Here is a 19,968-nt window from a genome sequence, read left to right on the forward strand (position 1 = left end):
TGTTAAATCTATAACGTCCTGTTTACGTAAATTAAAGGAAGACGTTGTGATGCAAGCACAGCCGCAAAAACACTTTTCAACCTGTACCTTATGCGAAGCAATGTGTGGCATTGAAGTGACCACGGTGGAGCGGGAAATCATTTCTATTGCTGGCGACAAAAAGAACCCATTTAGCGAAGGTCATGTATGCCCCAAAGCAGCTGCTCTTAAAGATTTATACGATGACCCACAGCGTTTACGTCAACCTATGCGTAAAACAGCTGCAGGCTTCGAGCCTATTAGCTGGGAAGAAGCACTAGATACGGTCGCCGAAAAATTACATGGCATTCAACATGAGCACGGCAACGATGCAGTAGGGGTCTACTTAGGTAACCCAAATGCGCACAATATGGGCAGCATCTTATTTGGCCCATACTTCTATCGCGCTTTGAACACCCATAATCGCTATTCCGCGACCTCTGTTGACCAATTACCTCACCATATTGTGAGTCGTCAAATGTTTGGCCATCAGCTGCAAATTCCCATAGGCGATATTGATAACACTGATTATTTTATGATCATAGGGGGCAACCCTTTAGCTTCAAACGGCAGTATTATGACCGTGCCGCACATCAAACGTCGCTTAAAAGCGATCCAAAAACGTGGCGGAAAGGTAGTGGTGATCGATCCTAAAAAGTCAGAAACAGCAGACATAAGTTGTGACCATCACTTTATTAAACCAGGTAGTGATGTATTGCTGATGTTAGCCATGGTGCATACGTTATTTGGCAAAGGATTAGTGGATGCCGCAGAGTTACTAGCGCACGCTCCGGATCTACTGCAGGTTGAAGCATATGTAAAACCCTATTCACCCGAACGAGTAGCAAAGCGAGTAGGGATAAGCAGCGAAGAAATAGAAACGATGGTGAGTGAGTTTTGCGCAGCAAACTCGGCTTTCTGTTACGGCAGGATGGGGGCGAGCGTTCAGGTATTTGGCACGCTGACTCAGTACCTTATTATGCTGTTTAACATGCTAACGGGTAATTTTAACCGCCGCGGCGGAATGATGTTCACTCAGCCTGCGGCAGATACGTTACCTCACTCTGGGCGCGGTACCATGGGAAAGTACAGCTCGCGTGTACGTAACTTGCCAGCCTTTGCGGGGGAATATCCTGTGGCTGCATTGTCAGAGGAAATAACCACCCCGGGGGAAGGTCAAATAAAAGCCATGGTCATAGGCGGGGGCAACCCGGTACTCACCACTACAAATGGCAAACAGCTAGATAAAGCCTTTGAGCAATTAGAGTTTGTAGCGGCGGTAGATTTCTACATTACCGAAACGAGTCGCCACGCAGATATCATTTTGCCACCCGTAACCGCGTTAGAGCGGGATCATTATGATGTGGTATTTCATAATTTCGCCGTGCGTAACAGTGCGAAATTTTCACCTGCATTATTTAGCCAACCAGAGGATACCAAAACAGATTGGCAGATTTACTTAGGGTTGGCTGAACGTATAGATAAGCTCAACGGCAAAGCCACTGAGCACTACGCTAAACTTTGGGAAAAAGAGCCAACAGGCGTGGTTGACGACATGCTCAAATCCGGTCGCTACGCCAATGGCGAGCACAATGTTAGTATTCAAACCTTGCGCGACCAGCCTCATGGCATCGATTTAGGCCCGTTACAACCTGAGTTACCCGGGGCTATTTACCACGATGATAAGAAAATCAGCATGGCGTTTGATTACTTTATGGCTGACTTACCAAGAGTTGAGCAGCACTTTTTCAGTGATTCATCTCCCCTAAATGCTCGTACAGCAGATACACTAGATTTGATTGGTCGCCGCCACTTGAAATCAAATAACTCTTGGCTACATAACAGCCCAAGAATGATGAAAGGCGTGAAGAGCAATCAAAAAGGACAAAACCCCCGTTGTAGCGCACAAATACATCCAGATGATGCAGCGCGCTTTAATATTCAAGATGGGCAGTTTATCACTGTCACGTCCAGGGTAGGCCAAGTGGAAATTACCGCTGAGTTAACTGAAAAGATCATGCCTGGCGTTATCTCTATTCCCCATGGCTGGGGTCACAATAAAGCGGGTAGTAGCTGGTCGTTAGCAGAGCAACACAGTGGCGTAAGCGTTAACGATTTAACCGACGAAATGTGCCTGGATGAATTGTCTGGCAATGCAGTGCTTAACGGTGTGCCAGTTACTATCGCGGCGCTTGAAAGCCCGCTAGAATAATTGCTAGATAAAAAAACGGCTCACTTTACCCTTTAGTGTGAGCCGGGCTTTTTCATTTTAATCAAGCATAACGGTTACTTTTTATATTGATGACAGGTCCTATTTACTCGGCGCTGGCTAATTCTTCTCGGGAAACTCTGAAAAACGCAGCGTAGAGCACAGGCACCGCGCCTAACGTTAGTACTGTACCCACAGCGAGACCAAAAGCAATCACACACGCCATGCCATAAAAAAGTGGGTCGTGGCTGAGTATTAATGGCAGTAGCCCCGCTACGGTAGTAATGGTGGTCATAGCAATGGGCCGTACCCGAGTAATACAGGCATTCACTATGGCATCGTAATCAGACGCGCCGTCACGTCGCTCAATATCAATTCTATCAATCAACACAATTGCGTTATTGATGATAATCCCCGCTAAGCTGTACAAGCCTAAAGTCACCATAAAACCGAACGGTGCAAACATAACGCTTAAGCCCAGTACCGCACCAATAAAGGACAAAGGCATGGTCAATACAATAATGCCTGCACGCCTAAATGAGTTAAATTGCGCCACTAACAAGATCAGAATCAACCCTAATACCATTGGCATGCTTGCGCTAAGCGCCTGTTGCGCTTCTTGTGATTGCACGATAACACCGTCATATTCGATGTAATGATTTAACGGTAGCCCAGCGGCTAATTTTTGAATATCTGCATCGATTATCGCTTTTAAATCTTCTGCGGCCATACGGCTATTTCTTGCTTCAACGCTGACTGTAGTAAACATGTCCTCCCGCTGAATGATCGAGTATTGGTTCACCGGTGAGAACTCAGCTACCTGAAATAACGGAATGGCTTTGCCTGTCGCTTGTGAAAACACATTCAATGAGCGTAAACGGTCTAAATTGTGTCTCTCAGCATCACTGGCCCTAAACATGATAGGGATGATGTCGTCTTCTTCACGAAACTCTGTGACTGCAGCTCCTGAGAAATACGCTTGCAAAGAATTGGCGATGTCTTGTGAGGTGACTGATGCGCGGCGAGCACGTTGCTGGTCGACCCGCACTTCAATCTTAGCGATCATGCTTTCCCAGTCATTGCGGATGTCCCGAGTATCTGGTACATCATAGAGCAGATCCATAACCTCTTGTGCTTTTTGATAGATCACGTCTTTGTCTGGGCCCTTAACTTGAATTTTAATAGTTTTTGAGTCAGACGGACCTAAGAACATCTTTTTAGCCCGTACAGAAATATTCACAAAATGGTTTTCCAGATCTTCATCAAGCTTAATCGCTAACGCGGCGATGTCGTTCTCTGGTTTAATATTGAGCACCATAAAGGCCTTATTCTCGGCGGGGTCCTCAGGGCTCAAAGACAATACAAAGCGAGGCCCACTAAAACCGACATAAGCAGAATGACTTTCAATAAAATCATAACCTGATTCGTTATCAAGCCAGTCCATAATATTGCGCATTTGAGTGTTAGTTTGTCGCTCAGATGTGCCGCTGGGTAAATCGATGTTAATGATCAATTGATTACGATCAGATTCAGGAAAAAACTGCTTAGGTATGATTTTCATGGCGAATACGGATGCGATTAATAGTGCGAATAGCGTGCCCATAAAGAGCAATTTATAGCGCAGTATCAGGTGCAGAAACGACTCATAACGCCCTGTGACTTTCTTTGAAGCCAAGGCATCAGCACCGCCTTGGGGCTCATCGACTTTGATAAAGTGATAACACAGCAAGGGTGTGACGCACAGAGCCAGCACCCAGCTGGTCAATAAGGTGATCAAGATAACCAAGGATACCGAACGTGTGTACTCCCCAGCAACGTGCTCAGCGAGCATCAGGGGTAAGAAAAACAAAATTGTCGTCGCGGATGAACTGAGTAACGGCACGGCCAGTTCTTTACCACCTTGAGTCATGGCCTTGAAACGCTCTTCGCCATCCTCTAGACGTCGTTTGAAGTCTTCAGCGATAACAATGCCATTATCCACTAGCAAACCTAAGGCGATGATGAGTGTGGCCAGACTCATTCGCTCTAAACGAATGTCAAAAATTTGCATAATGGTTAAGGTAGAAAGCATAACAAAAGGAACTATCGTGCCAACGATTAGACCAGTACGCATGCCTAGGAAAAGCACCACTACAATCAACACGATAATGAGCGTTTGCAGTACGTTCATAGATACACCTTGAACGGTTTTTTCCACTTGCTCTGCTTGGTACGTGGCGATATGCAGTTGATACCCGACAGGCAGGGAGCTTTCAAGTTGTTCAATGGCGGCTTTAAGGCGAGGGGCGTATTCCAAAATGTTGTATTCAGGCAACATAGAAATGGCAAAAACAATCGCTTGCTCACCATTGAAGTAAGCTAAATCATCTGGTGGGTCAATGTAACCTCGATTAAGCGTGGCAATATCACTAAGGGCTATGGATTCCTGTGTACCTGGTATCGTTATGTAGGTCTCCGCTAAATCCTCAAGGCTACTAAAATTACCTGTAGGCTCGATTATAAACGACAGCAAGCCCGTATCAATTTGCCCCCCTGAGCTAATAATATTCTGGGTTTGTAACGCGCTCATTAAGGCGTTAGGGGAAATGCCTAATTGAGAGAGCCTTGCATTAGAGGTTTCTAAATAAATTCGCTCGTCTTGTACCCCTAGTAACTCAATTTTCTTAGTACCTTTTACCGCATACAAGGTATCTCGCGTGTGCTTTGAAATATCGAACATCTGGCTTAAGTCAAAACCGTCTGCGGTGAGGGCCAATGTTAAGACCGACACATCACCAAACTCATCGTTCACATAGGGAGTACTGGTTCCTTCTGGAAGTGAGGCTTGTGCTTGTGCCACCTTGTTGCGCACGTCTTGCCATATTGCATCTAAGTTAAAGTAACGGTCGTATATTTCTACGTGAATCACCGATAAGCCGGTAGACGAAGAGGAGCGTAGTTTTTCTACTTCGGGTATTTTGCGAATCTCTTCCTCTAGCGTTTTGGTGATCAATAGTTCGACGCGATCAGGCGACATACCTGGGTACGCAGTACTCACAATCGCTTCACGAATAGTGATGCTTGGGTCTTCACGCGCAGGTAAAGTGAAGTAGGAGATGACGCCATTGATAAGTAAAATAGCGACGATCATCAGTACCAATTTCTGATGTTTAAAGGAAAATTCCGTAAGATTCATAGTGCCCAGCCGTTAGTTGAAGCGCTTTACATTGGCATCGAGCAAGGTCACTTTCTGACCATCTCGCAGAAAGGACACACCCGCGATAGCGATAATTTCCTGTGCTTTTAGGCCCTTAGCGATAAAGACCTCATTGCCTAAAATGTTGCTAGCCACTACGTCTCGTTTAGAAACAGTTTGCGTTGCATCGTCATAAACAAATACAAACTTGGTTTGATTCAAGCCAGCACCTAACGCTGACACAGGAATGATCATGGTTTCTTTCGTCGCTAAATCTGCGCCATTCATCTGACCGCCAATATTTTTGTCTTTAGCTGTTTGGTCCTCAACAGTTTGGCCCTCAGTGCTTTGAGCATTTCCCACTTGGGTCAAGGCGTTTTCATATGTTTCATTGATATAGGTGATGTCTACCTCGGCCGTCATTCCCGCACGCAGTTGAGGTGAACTGCCATTTAATACCATAGTGATAGGGAATGCATTTGCGGTTTCAGCCCGGGTACCAACTTCGGTGATAACCCCCGTAAGTTCGACATTTGGCGCTGCGGGAAAACGCACAGGAACAATCATGCCATCAGATAATTGTTGAATTAAACTCTCAGGTACTGACACATGAACTTCAAGACCGCCGTGACCTTCAACTTCAAATACACTTTGCCCCGGAGAAATTTGCTGCGATGGCTCAATCATACGTTTAGTGATAACGCCATCGTAGGGGGCTTGAAGTGTGCTGTCCTGTCTGTCTTTGGTGGCAAGCTCAAGCTGACTTTTAGCGACTTCAACGTTGCTTAAGGCAGATTTATACGCTGCTTCTGCGTTGTCAAAACCAGACTTAGATACCAATCCTTGTTCAACTAGTTCTTTATAGCGCTGGTACTCGTTTTCAGCTTCGTTCAGTGCAGAGCTAGCTTGGGCATACTTCGCTTGAGCGGATTGAAAATTAAGATTAAAACTGCGCTGGTCAAGGGTGGCTAGCACTTGGCCTTTAGTTATTTTCTGGCCTAAATTGACCGATACACCGTCGACTTTACCGCCAACTAAAAAGCTTAGTGACGCTTTTTCAATCGCGGCAGTGGCTCCGGCTAATCTGCGCACTTGGGTCAAATCATGTGTTTTCACCTTTGCCCAGGCGATAGGCCGAATGACTTCATGCTTAACCTCTGATTGCTCAGAACAAGCGGTGAGCATAAAGAGTATGGCCAGTACTAGGCTGCTAAATAAATGTGTCGATTTGTTCACGTGTTCATCCTAGAAAATGAGATTTTTACGGTTAACTTAATCATAAATATTTTGCATTTAGTTACGCGTAACCAATGTGCGTCATTAAAATCAGCATGTGTCTAATATGCCTTCACTATATGTAACGCTCCATAAATCGCCAACTTAATGCGTGAGAAATATGTTTTGGCTAAACCACAGGCTTTGATATAAAGCAGAGTTCTACGGGCGCTGTGCCTAACCAGGCTCAACGGCCTTTGCGGCGCTTACTGCTCCTGTGATTGCGATTTATTTAGCACACTCGTTCTATTATTGGTGTCGCGACTCGCGACAATCACTTGGTCACCATATTGAGTGTTGTTTGATTTCGCGAGTCTGTCATAAAGTAATACGTTTACCGTCGCTGCTAAGTTCATACAGCCTTTAGTCGGCACATACACCACATGCTGGCACCTATCCAAAACGCTTTGCTCAATAGAGCCATCTTCTGGTCCGAACACATAATAGGCATGTTTAGGGTGATTGAAGTGAGGCAATGGGGTTGCTCCCTCGACTAACTCCACGGCCACCATGTCCATGCCGGGCGAAGGCTCAGGTGTGTCTACCTGTTCAACTGGAATATTTAAACCGACATTTTTAGTATCGGTATTGAACGCCCGAGCGCGCGCGTAGCGCTCACCTGTGTAGTAGATGGTATCAGCGCCATAACAACCGGCTGCACGCAGAATACTGCCCATATTTTGTGGGCTTTTTGGATTAATGATGCACAGGGCGACACTGGGCTTTTTAACTTCCTTGCAGACCGCTGTGTGACTTTTGATGGTGCCTTGGTTTTTGCTATCAGTATTATTTTGCATTTCTGTGGATATTTCCGTTAACCCGCTAATATCTGGTCAATGTTAGCAAGTTGCTCTGGGCTAAAATGTAAGTTGTTCAAAGCGGTTACGCAGTCTTCAATTTGCTCCACTCGGCTAGCGCCAATAATTGCAGAGGTCACAGCCTGGGGTTGCAGTACCCAAGCCAGTGCAAGCTGCGCTAAACTCTGGTTGCGCTCAATGGCTATTTCGTTGAGTTGTTGCACCCTTGCTATTTTGTCTTGGGAGATATGGTCAGCGCTCAGATGGATTTGCTCTGCGCGCGAAGCGCGTGAGCCCTCAGGGATACCCCTAAGATACTTATTGGTTAGGAAGCCCTGAGCTAATGGGGAAAACACTACTGAACCAACGCCGTTGTCGGTAAGCACATCTGTCAAACCATCTTCAATCCAACGGTTAAACATATTGTAGCGTGGCTGATGTACCAAAAGTGGGGTGCCTAAATCATTGAGAATAGCGATAGCCTGTTGAGTTTGCTCGGCGCTGTAATTTGAAATACCCACATACAGAGCACGCCCTGAGCGGACTATGGTGTCTAATGCTTGCATGGTTTCTTCCAAGGGTGTGTCTGGGTCAAAGCGATGAGAATAAAACACGTCAAAGTATTCAAGCCCCGTGCGCTTTAAGCTTTGGTCACAGCTGGCAAGCAAATATTTACGTGAGCCGCCAATGCCAAACGGGCCAGGCCACATGTCGTAACCTGCTTTACTCGATATGAGTAACTCGTCGCGATAGGGTGCTAAGCCCTGTTTCAATATCTTGCCAAAGGTCGATTCCGCAGAGCCGTAGGGAGGGCCATAATTGTTGGCTAAATCAAAATGATTGATCCCCAAGTCAAACGCTTTGTGCACCATTGCTTGAGCATTGCTGAATGTATCGACTTCGCCAAAATTTTGCCATAAACCTAAGGATAAACGAGGTAGTTGAATACCGCTTTTACCACAACGTTTGTAGGGCATATCTTGGTAGCGCGCTTCGCTGGGTAGATAGGTAGGGTTTGGCTGATGGGTGATCATAACAACTCGATTGGCAAAATTTTCGATAGCCTAAACCAAAGCCTTTAAATTCTCAATTTATGTATGAAAATTCAAAGGCTTCACCGCCAGGCTAAATCTTAATGACTTTATTCGCCCAGTTTTTCGAGGTCTGTATTAAGCCTGCTGTTTTCGCTCGCATGCGCAGCAGTAAAACATACGCCAGCGGTACCAGCACCAAGCTGGTCGCAGTAGAAAAGGTCAAACCACCAATAATCGCTATTGCCATGGGGGAATAGGCCGGGCCATCGCCGCCAATAGAGGTATTGCCCAGCGCCAATGGCACTAAGCCAACAATAGTCGTTGCCACGGTCATCAAAATAGGTCTAACTCGGGTTAAACATGCCTCAATGACGGCTGCATTGATTGGTATACCTTGATCAATCAACTGATTGATCCGGTCGACCAACACAATGCCGTTATTCACCACAATTCCCATTAATATCAGCATGCCTATCATGCTCATTACTGACATGGCGGTACCCGTAACAAACAATGCCCAAAATACACCTGTCAGTGAGAATAATAGTGAGGTGATGACCGCTGTGGGTAACAGTAGTGATTCAAACAGCGCAGCCATCACGATGTAAATCATGCAAAGGGCCAATAACATGTTGGTTTGCATGACAGTTTCATTCTGGTTTTGTCTGTCAATACTGCCATCAAACGTCCAACTATAGCCATCGGGTAGAGTGAGGTACTGCATCACGTTTTCGATACGCTCTTTGGCTTGCTGCAGTGTAACGTCATCTTTCATATTGGCACCTATGGTCAAGGATGTTTGACGATAGCTACGACGAATTTCTGCTAAGCGCGGTACGATTTTGGTTTCGCTGACCATATCCAGCGTAACCGTTTGCTGACCAATACGAGTAATGGTGAGGTTTTTGAGTTCTGTAATAGACTCCTGCAATGCTTCATCGAACAGCATCCGTATACCAATCTCGCCACTTTCAGCATCTCTGAAAGTACGAAGATTAGTACCACGTAAACCGCTGGCAATCGTATTGGCAACATCGTTGGCAGATAGCCCGTAGCGATAAGCTTTGTTTCGATCAACAATCACTTGCAGTTCGAATTTCTGATTATTGCCCTCAATGCCCACGTCAGTCAGGCCGTCTATTCGCTTAATTGCGGGTAACACACGTTCAGCGACGTCACTTAAGGATGCAGATGAATCACCTAATAAGGTTAGCTGCAGACCACCGCCGTTGCCTTGTTCCCATTTAAAGGATGGCCGAGCGCGGGCAAACTTAGGCATATCCTTGAGGATCCGTTCCTTTAGTTCGCCTTTAGAGACTGACATACCCTCTTTTAAGGTTAGCGCTGAAGTCGCTTCACCCGCGGTAAAATAGGTGTACACCTGCTCAATTTGAAACGCATCTTGGTTGGCATACAAGTAAGCTTCCATTTTGTCGACTGATTTTTCGACCTCAACCAAACTGTAATTGCCTTGTATGTCATAGTTAAGCCATAACCGACTGTTGTTGTCGTCATCATCATCCCCAGTCACAAACTGCATAGGAATAGCCGTGCTAACGAGTATTAATAAAGCAATGACACAGGTTAGGCCGCGGTGCGCTAGGGACCAACTCAGGACACGTTGGTATTGCTTGGCGAGTTTGCCCATGGCAGGTGCTTGAGGATGAGTACTTGCGGCTTTGCTCGATAAGCCGCTGGATAATCGACTGGTAAGCAGGGGGATCAAGGTTTGGGCGATAAGCAAAGACGCAAACAGTGAAATACAAATAGCAATGGCCACATGCTCAAGAAATATGGTGAGATTGACTTTCACGCCGATTATGTTGGGTAAAAATACAATTGCTGTGGTGGTCGTCCCTGCAATTACCGCCAAGCTGACTTTACCGACTCCTGCTTTGGTGGCTTCAATTGGGTTAGGGTAGTGATTGCGCTCTTGCTGAATACTCTCGGTGACCACCACGGCATTATCCACCAACATACCCACCGCAAGCATTAAACCCATCATGGACAGTATATTGATGGTGTACCCCATGAAGTACATACACCCTAACGTGATGCAAATGGAAAAGGGCACAGATAAAACAACGATTAAGGTTGTGGTTAAGTTTCGTAGAAACGTATACAGCACCATAACGGATAGTAGTGCACCGAGTAAGCCTGCATTGAGTAAATCCCCCAAGGACTCGGTTACACTGGCGGCTTCATCATCCATCACGAACAGTGTTATGCCTGCAAAGGCTGGGCTATCATCGGCTTGGTTGATGACGTTCATGACCGCTTCGGACACCGCGACCAAGTTACTGTTTGACTCCCTAAAGATATTAAAGCCAACGGCGTAGGTTCTATCTAAATGTCTGCCCTCGGTACGTTTAGGGCTTTCATAGCCGATTCGGGCAATGTCACTTAACAGTACGCCCTTTTTGATGATCAGGGCGTTAATGTCTTCTATTTTGGTGAATGCGCCCTGTGGATTGATCGTGATCTTTTGTTCTAGGTCGTAAAAAGAGCCTGCTGTCATGGCAAAGTTAGCTTGGCGCAGCGCACTGAGTAGTTGCGTATTCGTGATCCCCAAACTGGCTTGTTTTTGGGTATCTATACGAATAGCGATCTGTTTTTTAAGCACGCCGTACAACTCAACTTTTGACACCCCAGCAACCCGTTCAATCGGTATTTTAAGGTTTCGCTCAAGTAGGTCATAGGCATCAGATAAGTCACGCTCACTAGATACCCTGAGCTGGAAAATCGGTAAGTCACTGGTATTAAATTGATAAACTAAAACTCGCTCTACATCAGCAGGTAAGTCATTGCGTATGGCGTCTATCTTTTCTCTGGCTTCAATGCCTTTGGCTTTGAGGTTTTCATCCCAGGCAAATTGCAGCTGTATTTCAGCCGCGTCTTCGGTTGACTTCGAACGTAAGCGCTTGATGCCTGACATGGTGGCCAGTACTTCTTCCACTGGGCGAGTGATCATTTTCTCTATTTCGGCCGGTGTGGCATTTTCATAGGGAATTCGAATGGCTATTTCTGGGATATCAATACTGGGAAATTTCTCCAACGGTAATAGTTGTGAGGCTAAGATGCCAAATAACAACATGGAAAAGAACAACATGCCTATTGTCACGGGGCGTCGCATAGCAAAGGCCGCTAAGCTGGAGCCTGCAGCGGCGATTTTTGCTTGTTCTTGATGACCTTGTTGCATGTCGGGCTTATTCATAACCTAGCTCCTTGTCGGTCATGCTTGTCGGTTGTGCATTTTGCGCCATTAATGCATCTGATTTGCGATCAAACAGGGCATATAAACAAGGAATAAAGAACAAGGTGAGGAGCGTTGCGAACAGCAAGCCAAATATTACGGTTACTGCCATAGGGATGCGCATCTCAGCGCCTTCGCCAAGTCCAAGTGCCATAGGCAGTAACCCTAAGGAAGTCGTTAAGGTCGTCATCAATATAGGACGAAGTCGATTGTGGGCGGCCTCGATAATGGCCCGTGACTTCATTACGCCCTCTGACCGCAGCTGATTAATGCGGTCAATGAGCACAATCGCGTTGTTAACCACGATACCTGCCAACATGATAAGACCGATAAATACCACCACGCTGATGTTCGTTTGGGTGATAAACAAACCGAATATGGAGCCTGCGCATGCCAGCGGCACAGTGAACAATATCAATAGTGGATGCAACAGCGACTCGAATTGAGATGCCATGACCAAATACACTAGGAATACAGCCAGTGCCAGAGCAAATTTCAAAGATGCGAAACTGGTTTTCATTTCTTCGCTTTGCCCGGCCACTCTTGCTTGCAGCGAATACGGCAAGTTCATGTCTTTAATATGTTGATTTGCCGCCTCGACTGCTTGGGCTAAATCACCATAGGCCAGATTGGCGGATATCACGGCGACGCGCTCTTGCCCGATGCGGGTAATTTCACTTGGTCCAATAGACATGCTTAAGTCCGCGACGGCATTTAAGGCAATGGCTCGCTGTGCCCCAGGATTGACTATGATGCGCCCTATGTCTTCAATTGAATCACGCTGGGTGGTGAGGCTGCGCACCAAGATATCAATTTTACGATCATCTAGATTGAATTGGCTTGCCACTTCACCACCGACTTTGGCGTTTATCAGTGTAGATACCTGAGGTGCACTTAAGCCTAATTGAGCAAGTTTTGCGTGATCAAAGGTGATCTTAAGCTCAGGCGTGCCTCGCTGCAGGGAGCTGGTAACATCACTAAAACGCGAGTCTTGTTGCAGGGCGTCTACTAAGATTGTGCTGTATTTAGCCAAATTTGTTAGGTTATAACCAATTAAATCGATAGATAACGGGGCTGCAAAGCTAAACAATTCTGGTTGCCCAAACTCTGCCTGCACCCCGGCTTGTTTACGCAAGTAGTCTCGCATTTTGTCTTGTACGTTTTTCAGTTGCTCGCCTGTTGCATTGCTTTGCATCACAACATTTAATTTTCCCCAGTTTTCGCCGCCCTGACTGGCTGACGCGTTCATTAAACTACCAGTGCCAGCCAATGAATAAGTACGTTTCACGCCGTCTTGCTCCAGGGTAAAGGCGGATAACGCTGATAAAGTGTTATCGGTATGGCTAAGCAATGTGCCGCTTGGCAAGGTGACTTCAACGTAGAACTCCCCCTGAGACATACTCGGAATGAGCTCCATCCCGAGCCGCGGAATGAAAAATAAAGAGCTGGCGGCCATTGCCATTATGCCAATCAATAGCAACCCGGGCGTCCGCAGTGCGTATTTTAGTAAGCGTGCGTAGTAAAAAGACACGAAATTGAGACCTTTTTCAAATCCCCAAAGCAGTGGTTTGAAAATAAAGCCCATGAGCTTAGCTAACGCTCTAAATACGATGAGCGCTAATGTAGATAAAAAAAGTGGTAGGTAGTGAAACGACCCACGGGATAACCACACAAAGGGCAGCGCTAAAATAGCGAAGATGCGTTTGGTGACACTCGGTTTGCTGCCACTTTTAACGCTGGTCTGACTATCAGAGCTGATATTAAGGCTAGAGCTAGGGTCAAAATTAGAGTCAAAGCCTACCCCAGACGAATCAACGGTGTGATTTAAGGGGGGTGTTAACGGGCGTGGGCTTTGCTGATGCTTGTTAGCGTTGTCCGTTACGCTTTTGTATGTGTCGCCATGTGCTGGTTTCGAGCGCGCTCGTGCTGCCAACATAGGAATAACCGTTAACGCAACAAGCAAAGAGGCTCCCAAAGCAAAGGTAACGGTCAGGGCTTGATCGGCAAATAACTGACCAGCGATACCCTCAACAAATACCAATGGGAAGAATACCGCCATGGTGGTAAGGGTAGAGGCGATGATGGCCATGGATACCTGTTTCGTTCCTTGTGCTGCCGCTTGTTTAACATCGCTTTGTGTTTTTTTGTGCCGCTCTATGTTTTCAAGCACCACAATGGCGTTATCGACCAATAGGCCGATGGCCAACGCAATCCCGCCCAAACTCATGATGTTCAAGCTAATGTTGTTACCGTACATTAGGTTGAACGTGGCGATGATAGACACAGGAATAGAAATGGAGATGATCAGGGTGGGCCAAACATTACGTAGGAATAAATACAACACCACCATCGCCAGCAACCCACCTATTATGCCTGCAGATTTTACATCGTCGATGGCATTAGCAATGAACACTGACTGGTCGTAAATGAGCTGTATTTTGTAGTTATCTGGTAAAGCGCTTTCTAGTTGACGCAGTTCTTGATTTACATTTTGCGCTACTTGTACTGTATTAGCGTCTCCCTCTTTGTAAATAGCAATTTCGACCCCTTCTAATCCGTTGAACCTTGTAATGGAATCCCGCTCTTTGTAGGCATCTTGAATAATAGCAATATCACCTAAGCGGATATTCTTGTTGTCACGTCGGGCGATAAACACATTTTGCATATCTCGTATGCTAGTGAACTGATTAAGCGTGCGTACGGTGTAGGCTTGAGAGCCATCATCGACACGTCCTCCTGCAGCGTTAACGTTCTCTTCTTTTAAACGTTTGATGATGTCGCTCATGGGGATGGCTAATTGACTGGCTTTTTGTTGATCAACCAATACTTGAATTTCGCTTTCTAAGCCGCCACCTATTTTGATCGACGCTACACCAGAAATGGATTCTAACTTACGCTTGATCTGTTGATCTGCGTATTCTCGCAGGCGTTTCATGCTACTTACATCAAGGGCGGCGCTTTGAATGACGTCAACGTTTTTAGCTGTATTACTGGTGCTCGCAATACCGAATCCGAGGCGCATAACGGGATCTAAACTTGGGTTAAAGCGCAGCAGCACGGGTTTTTCAACGTCTAAAGGTAAAATTAAGGTATCGAGCTTTTCGCGTACCTCTAAACTCGCCATGTCCATGTCCGTGCCCCATTCGAATTCGAGTAGCACATCGGACTGCCCAGAAGTGGATGAAGAGGTGACTTTACGTACGCCTTTAACAACACCAATGGTTTCTTCAATAGGCTTAGAGACGAGCTGTTCGATTTCACCAGGTGCAGCACCCACATAATCGGTACGAATAGTCAGGGTAGGGTAGGACAATTCAGGTAATAGGTTAATGGCTAACCGTGACAGCGACACCATACCAAATAACACAATGGCAAATGTGAACATCCACACAGCGACCGGGCGTTTTACTGCTATATCAACAATATTCATGCTAGGTGTCCTTACTTAGCGAGTGTGATCAGCGTTTGAGGCTGTTGTGTCTGTATCTGTGGCTTCGCTTGTGTCATCACCGTTAAATTCAACGGGTTTTTGAGCGCTAGACGCTGGCTCTGCAACAGGTGATTGTGCCTGCAGCGTAAGTGACTCGGCATTGACTACTTCAACAGGCGCCTGGTCTTTCAAATTTTGATGTCCGGTAATCACTACGTGTTCGTTGCCCTTCAGGCCACTGAGTATCTCTACATAGTCGCCTTCTTGAAAACCCACACGTATTTCTTGTTTGTGGGCAACACCGTCGACCACAACAAACACATTAACTTTATTATCAATGCTGAGCATGGCTTTACGGGGCATAAGCGTGGCGTGCTGGTGGGTGTCGTAATTTAAACTGACGTGGGCGAACATACCGGCTTTAAGTAATTTCTCATCATTTGGTACGCGAAGCGTCACTTTAAACGTGCCTGTTGCGGCATCGATTACTGGGCTGATGCGTTCAACATAGGCTGTGACCGTACTATCTTGCAATGCACTTAGGGTTAATTTCGCCGCTTGATTTTTATGCACCCGAGACAGTTCTTTTTCAGGTAAGTAGACAACACCATGTAACTCATTTTGTTCGACGATATGGAACATTTGAGCGCGTTGAAATGATTCGGTTAAATTACCCACTTTGGCGTTACGTGCGGCAATATAACCAGAAATAGGCGCCACGATAGTGGCTTCTTTTAAATCTAGCTGCGCCAGCGATAACGTCGCTTTAGTGGATGCGTATTGGGCGCTAATTTTATCGTAGGTGTCATCGCTCACGAGCTTTTGATTATACACCTTGTCTATTTTTGCCAATTCTTTTTCGATGCCAATTAAGTCGGCTTTGGCCCGTGCGAGGTTTAACCGATAACGCTCTGGCTCTAACTGCGCCAGCACTTGACCTTTTGTAACGTAATCACCTTCTTCCACATAAATATGTTCAATAATGCCCGAAGCGCGGGCGACTACGTAGGCTTCTTCCTTGGCTTCAAGTACCGCTGTGGTGGTGTAATTAGAGGAAATTTCACCGTTATGCAGGACGCCTGCCTCTACGGGGACTGAAATGACTAATGCTTGTTCGGGCTCAGTGCTTATGGCATCTGCGCCGCCGCAAGCCGAAAGCAGTGCCGTGCTCATAAGTAATGTAAGTATCGTAAGTGCGTTAAAACTGATAAACGGTATCGTTTTAATCGTCATTTTATTCCCCTGTATCGTTATTTTTATAATGCTAAATATGTGTGTAAAGACCGTGGTGGTGGCGCTTCAAGTAAACTTTGTAGCGCTTCGGTCTGTGTGTTCCTCAATAGAGCAGAAGTTGTGCCATGTGAAAAAATTGACTTTTATTTCAATTGAATCAGTGTTTTATCTAATTCCTCATGACTTTGAATTATTTCAGTTAGGTCAAACAAACCATAGTTTGGCGTAAACCCCCACTTATTCGTCACAAGCCAAAATATGTAGAAATCGCTGCACTCGGTGGTTTGAAAAGCGCAGCGGCAGCGCGAGAAAACGGGTTGTTTTTTAGCCAGTAAAAGTTGCAAGCATTCAAGCAGTTTGTTCACAGACAGACACTATGAAAGACCGGTCTGAAATAAGATGGAACTACATTAAGTTATTGTATTTTATCGAATTTACGTTCTTACAATTTGTTTGGCATAACACTTGTTTAAGGCTAATTCAGCAACGTGAATAGCTTTGCTTTGTAACAACACTCTTGATTAAGCAATACGGAGATAAACTATGAAAAAATTTACCCTTACTACACTAGCAGCGACCTCTTTACTTATGACTTCAGGTGCATCCTTTGCTGCGACGAATGATGGTGTAGATCACCACGGTATTTATGTAGGTGCCGGTTATGGTTTAGTAGATGTGGATGGAGATGAAGACTTTGATCGTGACGATAATGCAGCCAATGTGTATATCGGCACACAGTTCAACCAATACGTATCGATTGAAGGTGGTTACATCGATTTCGGCGAATACGGTAATGATACGTTCAACACAGAAGTTGACGGGTATACGCTAGGATTAAAAGCAGGCTTGCCAATTAACGAATATATCACCGTGTATGCTAAAGGCGGACAGTTATGGTGGGACGCCGATATTAATGCAGCCGGTGTGAACGACAGCACAGACGGAGATGATTTGTTCTATGGCGTGGGTGCATCTTTTGCTGTATCTGAAGATTGGGATGTGCGCTTAGAATACACACGTTTCGACTTAGAGTTTGAGCGTGACGAAATTGGCATTTTGTCAGAAATCGACAGCTTTGACAGTGATGTAGATTACGCAAGTGTTGCCGTGCAGTACACTTTCTAAGTCTTAATATTCAGTAAGAATAATTTGCACAAAGGGCCTGCTAAACGCAGGTCCTTCTTTATATCTACAGTATTTATCTAAATAGCAAGGGCCTCAATTAGCATCTCCTTGTGCCGTCGCAATAATAATCTTCATGGCTTCTTCTTTACTAAAACCAGCCTCTATTAGCGCTTCATAGTACTTTCTTTGTAACTGTGCTCGCGCCTTTACTAAATCAGGATCGCTCATGGCGCGTACCTGATTTTTCATTTGTTCAGCTAATTGCGAATTAACAAAATCAAGAGGGCTGCCCATTTGCTGAGCATAAGTGCTGGCTGTAACTAATAGGCCCATAACGGTGCCCGCGATAAGCATAGTGACGGCTCTAGGCGTAACAAGTGATAGATAAAACTGGGGCATGAGATGTTCCTTTTGCAGTTAATGGCATAAAACAAGCTATGGTTTGTTAACTTAGCACTGGCGGGCACTAGGCTCGGCTTAATCTAAGAATTCTTTATTTTTAGAGTTCGGGGGTCAATGGTAATAAACAGTTTTTATCACAGTAACATTAGAGACAAGACTTCACAGGATAAGTTGCAATATAAATCGTTCGTGTGAATAAACATGAATGGGGGTGATTGAACATAATAAGGCCCGGTAAAAACCAGGCCAAATCGTTTGTATGATAGCGCGACTAACGCGGTTAGCGAGTTAAGGTTCTAATCAAATCGCTGTGTTGCGGGTAGGTGCTGACAAGTTCTGCTTGTTCAGCTAATTGCATGTCTTGGTATTCAAAGCCCGGTGCGACGGCTTCGCCAATTAAGCCGTAACCATAATCGCCGGTCGTAGATATTTTTGATGCTTTCCAAGTGCCGCCTTTTACCACCATTTGCATCTCATGACCTTGGGTTGGATCAGGGCCGAGTATGTGTGTTTCAAGGCTGCCGTCTTGATTGAGCAAATAATAGGTAATGGGGTCACCCACATGGAAGTAATGCATAATGTCTGAGCGGTTCATGTGAAAGTGTCCGATGGGCGATTTTGCACTGAGCAAATAGTAGATAGATGTCATATTGACGCGATCCCCGTGCTCTGTGCTTAACATGGGGCGATGATCCGCTTTAAATGTTTGACGGTAGAAACCGCCTTCTACATGACCCGTTAGATTAAGCGATTTTATTAGCTCTTCTGCGCTGAGTTTGGCATCTACGGGGTCAGTGGTTGGGGTTAATATCTCGTTTAACGTAGCTTCATCTGGGGCCACTTTTGACGCCTCATAGGGCAGGGCATCTCTGTAGGTTTCCCAATTAGCGACGATATCGTTTACCACCACACTGCCAACACTGTAGGCAGACTCAAGGGCTGATTGCATGCCTGCATAGCCATTTTCACCGCTTTCCATGGCGAGGTTGTTTGCGGCGGTTAAACTGTCGGGCTGCATTGAATAGTTGCTAGCAGCGCGCAATACCATAAAGCGTGACTTGTCTGCTTTTTGGGCGTTATCCAAGTAGATCATCGATTGATAGCTGCCGGTGTCTTCCATGCCTGACGTCACGAAATTAGCTTGGCCATTGCTCCAATAGGCTGACCAGTCATTGGCCCATTGGTTTAATAATTTGCCGTGCCAGAACGTAGCAGCTGCCATGTGGTCGCCAATTAATACAAACGGACGCTTACGGGCATTCGGGTAATTGATGTACTTTTCACGTAACTCGTACATCGCAGGGTAGTCGCTTAGTGCTGTGTCTTTACTTAGCTCATAGGCCCACTTGGTTAGCTGAGTATTAAGCTGATATGCCTCGCCATTCACAGCTTGCACCTTTTCATCGCTCGGCGTTGTTGGTTCTGCACTGATAGGCTCAACGCTAAATAAGGGAAAATAACCGCTCTTCCAATCTTTAGGAATTTCTCTGGCGTCAATTTCATGCGCTAGGTCGCCATCAACCAACCAGTTGGCCCACACAGCCGAGCCGATTGAGGCATCTTGCGGGTCCACCCCGGCAATACCAGCGACTAACCAATAGGCGTGCGTTAAGTCAAAGCGTGGGTCTAACCCTAAAGCCATGATAGCGGCAGCTGCCTTTGCTGTGCCCATGCCAGTGACTATGCCCATAACGCCGGTGTCTTCATTCACGTAGATGTCGTGATGCGACATAGGAAATGCATAGCGGGTATTGAGGTTTTGGCCTTCTTTCCACATTTGGAATTCGCCGGGTTTGTCATCGTCGTCTTCGCCTATTTCAAACATGGTAACAACGACGACTTTTATCTCAAGTGGCTTGGCTTCTTCAGATTCTTGTTGCGAAGTGCGTGAGGAAGTTAAGGGGGATGTGTTGTTTTGACACGCACTGACAATAAAGCTCAGCAAAATGATCGTACTGATCGATTGTAATGATTTCGAAAACGTTTTTAGCATAATGTAACCGTATATAAAAAAACA

The 19,968-nt window shown here is 45.8% G+C and carries 11 protein-coding genes; 2 read left to right on the plus strand and 9 right to left on the minus strand.

From position 1 onward, the window contains the following. Nucleotides 1–49: 49 nt before the first annotated feature. The gene (locus GMES_RS06910) at nt 50–2,230 is read left to right on the plus strand and encodes a molybdopterin-dependent oxidoreductase (protein ID WP_006991906.1); all 2,181 of its coding nucleotides are present in this window, start codon (nt 50–52) and stop codon (nt 2,228–2,230) included. A gap of 103 nt (nt 2,231–2,333) precedes the next feature. Here the strand turns inward: GMES_RS06910 and GMES_RS06915 are convergent, their stop codons facing one another. The 7 genes from GMES_RS06915 to GMES_RS06945 form a co-directional block, all read right to left on the minus strand. Continuing rightward, the gene (locus GMES_RS06915; protein WP_039986839.1) at nt 2,334–5,402 is read right to left on the minus strand and encodes an efflux RND transporter permease subunit; all 3,069 of its coding nucleotides are present in this window, start codon (nt 5,400–5,402) and stop codon (nt 2,334–2,336) included. A gap of 12 nt (nt 5,403–5,414) precedes the next feature. Continuing rightward, nucleotides 5,415–6,638 (minus strand): efflux RND transporter periplasmic adaptor subunit, encoded by a 1,224-nt coding sequence (locus GMES_RS06920; RefSeq protein WP_006991908.1) that lies wholly within the window; start codon nt 6,636–6,638, stop codon nt 5,415–5,417. A 245-nt stretch (nt 6,639–6,883) separates the two neighbouring features. Further along, entirely contained in the window at nt 6,884–7,474 is a 591-nt protein-coding gene (locus GMES_RS06925; protein WP_006991909.1) for an RNA methyltransferase, read from the minus strand. 17 nt (nt 7,475–7,491) lie between these two features. Beyond that, on the minus strand, nt 7,492–8,508 hold the full coding sequence (gene mgrA, locus GMES_RS06930) for an L-glyceraldehyde 3-phosphate reductase (protein WP_006991910.1): 1,017 nt from the start codon (nt 8,506–8,508) through the stop codon (nt 7,492–7,494). Between the two features lie 91 nt (nt 8,509–8,599). After that, nucleotides 8,600–11,722 (minus strand): efflux RND transporter permease subunit, encoded by a 3,123-nt coding sequence (locus GMES_RS06935; protein WP_006991911.1) that lies wholly within the window; start codon nt 11,720–11,722, stop codon nt 8,600–8,602. Next, nucleotides 11,715–15,191 carry an efflux RND transporter permease subunit gene (locus GMES_RS06940; RefSeq protein WP_006991912.1) on the minus strand — a complete coding sequence of 1,159 codons (3,477 nt, stop codon included), beginning with the start codon at nt 15,189–15,191 and terminating at the stop codon, nt 11,715–11,717. The genes GMES_RS06935 and GMES_RS06940 overlap by 8 nt, the downstream gene beginning before the upstream one ends. 15 nt (nt 15,192–15,206) lie before the next feature. Further along, nucleotides 15,207–16,424 (minus strand): efflux RND transporter periplasmic adaptor subunit, encoded by a 1,218-nt coding sequence (locus GMES_RS06945; protein ID WP_006991913.1) that lies wholly within the window; start codon nt 16,422–16,424, stop codon nt 15,207–15,209. Between the two features lie 543 nt (nt 16,425–16,967). Between GMES_RS06945 and GMES_RS06955 the strand changes: the two genes are divergently transcribed. Next, on the plus strand, nt 16,968–17,549 hold the full coding sequence (locus tag GMES_RS06955; RefSeq protein ID WP_006991915.1) for a porin family protein: 582 nt from the start codon (nt 16,968–16,970) through the stop codon (nt 17,547–17,549). A 93-nt stretch (nt 17,550–17,642) separates the two neighbouring features. Here the strand turns inward: GMES_RS06955 and GMES_RS06960 are convergent, their stop codons facing one another. Together GMES_RS06960 and GMES_RS06965 are read right to left on the minus strand one after the other, a co-directional pair. Next, entirely contained in the window at nt 17,643–17,948 is a 306-nt protein-coding gene (locus GMES_RS06960; RefSeq protein WP_006991916.1) for a hypothetical protein, read from the minus strand. Between the two features lie 283 nt (nt 17,949–18,231). Further along, nucleotides 18,232–19,944, minus strand: a complete 1,713-nt coding sequence (locus GMES_RS06965; protein ID WP_006991917.1) for a cupin domain-containing protein — start codon at nt 19,942–19,944, stop codon at nt 18,232–18,234. Nucleotides 19,945–19,968 lie beyond the last annotated feature (24 nt).

The sequence above is a fragment of the Paraglaciecola mesophila KMM 241 genome (assembly GCF_000315015.1).
In the GTDB taxonomy this organism is placed as follows: Bacteria; Pseudomonadota; Gammaproteobacteria; order Enterobacterales; family Alteromonadaceae; genus Paraglaciecola; species Paraglaciecola mesophila.